Source organism: Belliella buryatensis, from assembly GCF_900188245.1.
GTDB classification, from domain to species: domain Bacteria; phylum Bacteroidota; class Bacteroidia; order Cytophagales; family Cyclobacteriaceae; genus Belliella; species Belliella buryatensis.
The window spans coordinates 1-1420 of the sequence record NZ_FZOK01000044.1; the positions used below are offsets into that span (position 1 = coordinate 1).

Annotated in this window: 2 protein-coding genes; both read left to right on the forward strand. The window is 37.9% G+C overall.

Going from position 1 to position 1420, the window contains the following annotated elements; all coding sequences use genetic code 11:
- Positions 1–45: 45 nt before the first annotated feature.
- Positions 46–444 carry a transposase gene (locus CHB66_RS16730; RefSeq protein ID WP_089242552.1) on the forward strand — a complete coding sequence of 133 codons (399 nt, stop codon included), beginning with the start codon at positions 46–48 and terminating at the stop codon, positions 442–444.
- The gene (locus CHB66_RS16735; RefSeq protein ID WP_089242553.1) at positions 441–1388 is read left to right on the forward strand and encodes an IS3 family transposase; all 948 of its coding nucleotides are present in this window, start codon (positions 441–443) and stop codon (positions 1386–1388) included. The genes CHB66_RS16730 and CHB66_RS16735 overlap by 4 nt, the downstream gene beginning before the upstream one ends.
- Positions 1389–1420: the final 32 nt, after the last annotated feature.

Below are 1420 nucleotides of genomic sequence, written 5' to 3' on the forward strand. Positions count from 1 at the left end.
TGTCATTCCCTGAAATAGGTTGACCGTTTTTAACCCTTAAATTAGATGTTAAAGACTGGAAAAAGGATTAATTCCCAAAGGAGATTTTCTGAAGAGTTTAAACGTAAATTGGTTGATGATTATGAGAAAGGGAAAATGTCTGTTGCTCAGATGGAGCGTTTTTATAATATTAGAAATGGTGTTCTTTACAATTGGATTTACAAGTATTCGACGTATAATGAAAAAAATGTTAGGATAGTTGAGATGAAAGATAGTCAGACAAACAAGCTAAAGGAACTGGAAGAAAAGGTCAAGGAATTGGAACGCGCAGTAGGTCAGAAGCAGATTATGATTGATTACTTAGAGAAGATGATTGATCTGGCCAAGGAGAACTATTCGATTGACATTAAAAAAAACTCCAACACCCCACACTCTGGTGGTTCCAAGACAACCGACAAGCTATGACTTATTCACTCAATTCACTTTACGAGGTTGTAGGCGTGAGCAAGCAAGCTGTTCATCAGGCTAAGAAAAGACAGGAAGCCTTTGAACTTGAGGTTTCCGAATTGGTAATCTTAGCAGATCAGCTCAAGGAAGAACACCCTGGTTGTGGGGTTGAAAAGATGTATTATACATTGCGCCCATCCTTTATGGGTAGGGATCAGTTCTGTGAGATTTTCATGGAATTAGGTTATGGAGTCAAACGTGTAAGTAATTATCATAGAACTACTTATATCGGGGCTTATATTTATCCCAGCCTGATAGAGGGGATGGGAATAAAAAGACCATTTCAGGTAATCCAAAGCGATATAACCTATTTTCACTTAAACGGTGAGCATTATTATATGGTGTTTATCATTGACGTTTATACCAGATTGGTAGTAGGATATGCAGTCAACGAACATCTGAGGACAGAAGGAAATATAGCGGCTATGAAAATGGCTCTCAAGATAATGAATTACCAGTCTTGGGGCTTGATCCATCATTCAGACAGAGGATCCCAGTATAGTAGTAAGGAATATACCTGTTTACTAAAAGAAAACCATATTCACATCAGTATGGGAACAGTTGCATGGGAAAACTCTTATGCTGAACGAATCAACGGAATTATTAAAAATGAATACCTCAAAAGATGGCAGATTAAGGACTTAAAAGACCTGAAGAAAAAAGTGGGAAAAGCAGTTGAACACTACAATACAAAAAGACTACACAGAGCTTTCAAAATGAGATTTACTCCTATGGGATTTTATCAAAAATTAGTACATTTATCTGCCCAAGAAAGACCGACGGTGATTGTTTATACCGAAGGAAAGAAAAACTTCGAAGGGGCGTCGAGCCCCTACGAAGTTTGCCCAAGAGAAGAACCTCTGGCTCATGATTGCCCGATGAAAATACTTAATGAATGTTGAACCAAACGGTCAACGTTATTTAGGGAAGTACA

What these genes read in the sequence shown, in the direction of transcription:
- CHB66_RS16730 (WP_089242552.1), top strand. Translation starts at nt 46, where the DNA reads ATGTTAAAGACTGGAAAAAGGATTAATTCCCAAAGGAGATTTTCTGAA.
- CHB66_RS16735 (WP_089242553.1), top strand. Translation starts at nt 441, where the DNA reads ATGACTTATTCACTCAATTCACTTTACGAGGTTGTAGGCGTGAGCAAG.